Source organism: Saccharopolyspora sp. 7B, from assembly GCF_020177435.1.
GTDB lineage: Bacteria > Actinomycetota > Actinomycetes > Mycobacteriales > Pseudonocardiaceae > Saccharopolyspora_C > Saccharopolyspora_C gregorii.
On sequence record NZ_JAIUKC010000269.1, the window covers coordinates 1 to 2,809 of the forward strand.

Here is a 2,809-nt window from a genome sequence, read left to right on the forward strand (position 1 = left end):
GGCCCCCCCGCCCCCCCCCCCCCCCCCCGCCCGCCCCCCCCCCCCCCCCCCCCCCCCGCCCCCCCGCCGGGGGGGGCGCCCCCCCCCGCCGCCCCCCCCCCCCCCCCCCCCCCTCTTCCCGTTTCACCCGCTTCCGCGGAACGCCCGCCCCCGCCCGGATTCCGGTCGCCGGCCCCGATCTCGCCCGCGCCCCCGTTTTCGCCCGAACGCTCGGACTTCACGGCCTCGACGCCTCCGCCGTGGATCCCGGCCGATGCGGCCGAACCGGTGAACGTCGAAACCCGGGGCAACCGGCCGACCCCGCCCCGCGTGCTCAAGTCGTACGGAAATTCCTTGCTGTGCAAGCGAAAAGGGGACGTGCCTTGAACACCAGGAACTGGGGAATCGTGCTCGCCGCGGCCGCCGTGCCGCTCGCCCTCGCCGGACCCGCCGCCACCGCGGCCGCCGCGCCGGAACCGGCCGGACAGGCCCAGCAGCAGGCCTTCACGCCGATCGAAGAGCGGTACTGGAACGACGCCGACCTGCGGCAGCTGCTCGGCGAGCCGGTCGACTCGCAGCACACCGACGGCGAGACCAGCTACCAGCGGTTCCAGTACGGCTGGTTGTTCCACACCGAGGCCACCGGCGTCACCGAGATCCACGGCGACATCGCCGCGCGGTACAACGACATCGGGGGTTACGACGTGCTCGGCGCCGCCGACGCCGACGAGCGCGTCGCGCCGGACGGAGTCGGCCGCTACAACCAGTTCGCGGGCAGCGACGCGACCGGGCCCGCCTCGATCTACTGGACCGACGCGACCGGGGCGCAGGGCGTGTGGGGCCCGATCCGGGACTTCTGGGAGGCGAAGGGCTGGGAGGTCGGCTACCTCGGCTACCCGACGAAGACGACCACCGCCACCGTCGACGGATCCGGCAGCTACAACCACTTCGTCGGCCCGAACGGGGACGGCGCCTCGGTGTACTGGTCGGAGGAGACGGGCGCGCACTCGGTGCAGGGCGCGATCCGCGAAGCATGGGCCGCGCAGGGCTGGGAGACCGGCGAGCTCGGCTACCCCACGACCGACGAGCAGGTCGCCGACGACGCCATCGGCCGCTTCAACGAGTTCTCCGGCCGCCAGGAGACCGGGGCCGTCTACTGGTCCCCGGAATCCGGGGCGCACTGGCTGCGGGGCGACGTGCTGCGGCACTGGTACGACCTGGACCGCTACTCCGGCTACCTCGGCTACCCCACGTCCGACCCGCACGAGGTCGACGGCGGCGTCCAGGTGGACTTCCAGGGCGGCTACATCCTGCGCAACCCGGACACCGGCGCGATCAGCGACGCACCGTGGTGATCCGCTGACGAGCCGGACCACCGCGGGGAGCGGTCCGGCCCCGCTCACCCGTCCGTCCGAAGTGGACCGACCGAATCGGTCCACTTCGGACGGTCAGAGCGCGTCGGCGAGCCCGCCCAGGATCTCGGCGAAATCCACCGGCCGGCAGAAGTACCCGACGTGCCCGCAGTCGAGCGTCCGCACGTCGAACGGGTTCGCGGGCGCCAGCGCGTCCGCGTCCGCGATCATGCGGTCCTGCTCCGGCAGCGGGGTGCAGCGATCCGCGGCGAACCGCACGAACGTGCGCGGCACCCGGCCCCAGCGCTCCGCCGTCGCCGGCACCCGCTCCGCGCCGATGCGCACGTTCGCGTCCGGCTCCAGCACGTCCACCAGGGCGCGGAATTCGTCGTCGGTGCCCTCGGCCAGCATCGCGGCCTTCGCCGCCCGGAACCGCGCCGGGTCGGAGTCGCGCAGGTTGAACCGCAGCACGCCCAGCTCCGCCGGATCGCCGAGGACCGGCCACCCGATCTCGTCCAGCAGGTTCCCGGTGTGCTCCGGCCAGCGCGCCGAATCGGCCACCGACTCCGAGCGCACCGCGCACCACGCGGACAGGTACACGAGCCGGCCCACCAGCTCCGGGCACCGCTCGGCGACCGCGGTGATCGGGATGCCGCCCGCGCTGGTGCCCGCCAGCAGCACCGGACCGTGCTCGGCGACGCGGCGCAGCAGCCCCTCCAGGTGCTCGGCGTAGTCGTCGATCCCGATCCCGGCGAGCGCGGAAGGGGCGGTGGCGAACGCCTCGACGTCCTGCGGGGACTGGTAGTAGGCGGCCGGGTGGTGCGCGTTCAGGCCGTGCCCGGGCAGGTCCGGCGCCAGGCTGCGGTAGCCGCGCAGGGCCAGCTCGCGCTGCACCGGCGACCAGACGCCCGCGGTGCTCGCGGCGCCGTGGACCAGCACGATGGTGGGGTTCGCTGACATGGGGCCTCATCTCCGACGGCGCGGTCGCGCCGGAACGTCGTGGGATGCCCGGCTTCCGCGGTCGCGGAACGGGACGGCTCGCGAGGGCGAGCGGGCGGCTTCGTCAGCTGATCACGATGTCAGAGTAGGGCACCGGGCAAGCGAATATCGACGCGCGACGGCAACGCGGGCGGGGCCACCGGGCGGAACTCCCGGTGCGCGAGCAGCGCGAGCGCCGTGCCCAGCCGGTGGCAGAACCAGTCGTCGGTGCGCAGCCGGTGCCTGCCGGCGTGCTCTTGCGGATCCTGCTCCGGCCACACGATCTCCTCGTCCGGCACGTCCGCGCAGGACGACGGGGGCGCGAGGACGTCCGCCGACGCGGTCCGGAAGGCGGGAGCGGGCGGGGCCGGAACGGGCCGGGCGGCGGGGAGCCTGGTGGGGGGGGGCGGGCGGGGGCCCCCCCCCCCCCGGCGGCCCCGCCCCCCCCCCCCCCCCCCACCCCCGCGGGGGGGGGGGGGCGCGGCGGGGCGGCCGCGCCG

General features: G+C 75.5%; 3 protein-coding genes. 1 reads left to right on the top strand and 2 read right to left on the bottom strand.

What is annotated here, in order from left to right; translation table 11 throughout:
* The first annotated feature begins 362 nt into the window (after positions 1 to 362).
* Entirely contained in the window at positions 363 to 1,334 is a 972-nt protein-coding gene (locus tag LCD33_RS28450) for an LGFP repeat-containing protein (RefSeq protein ID WP_224969038.1), read from the top strand.
* 93 nt (positions 1,335 to 1,427) lie between these two features.
* On the opposite strand, the gene LCD33_RS28455 is transcribed toward LCD33_RS28450, so the two are convergent.
* Positions 1,428 to 2,291, bottom strand: a complete 864-nt coding sequence (locus tag LCD33_RS28455) for an alpha/beta fold hydrolase (RefSeq protein WP_224963219.1) — start codon at positions 2,289 to 2,291, stop codon at positions 1,428 to 1,430.
* A gap of 119 nt (positions 2,292 to 2,410) precedes the next feature.
* On the bottom strand, positions 2,411 to 2,608 hold the full coding sequence (locus LCD33_RS28460; RefSeq protein WP_224978495.1) for a hypothetical protein: 198 nt from the start codon (positions 2,606 to 2,608) through the stop codon (positions 2,411 to 2,413).
* Between the last annotated feature and the right edge of the window lie 201 nt (positions 2,609 to 2,809).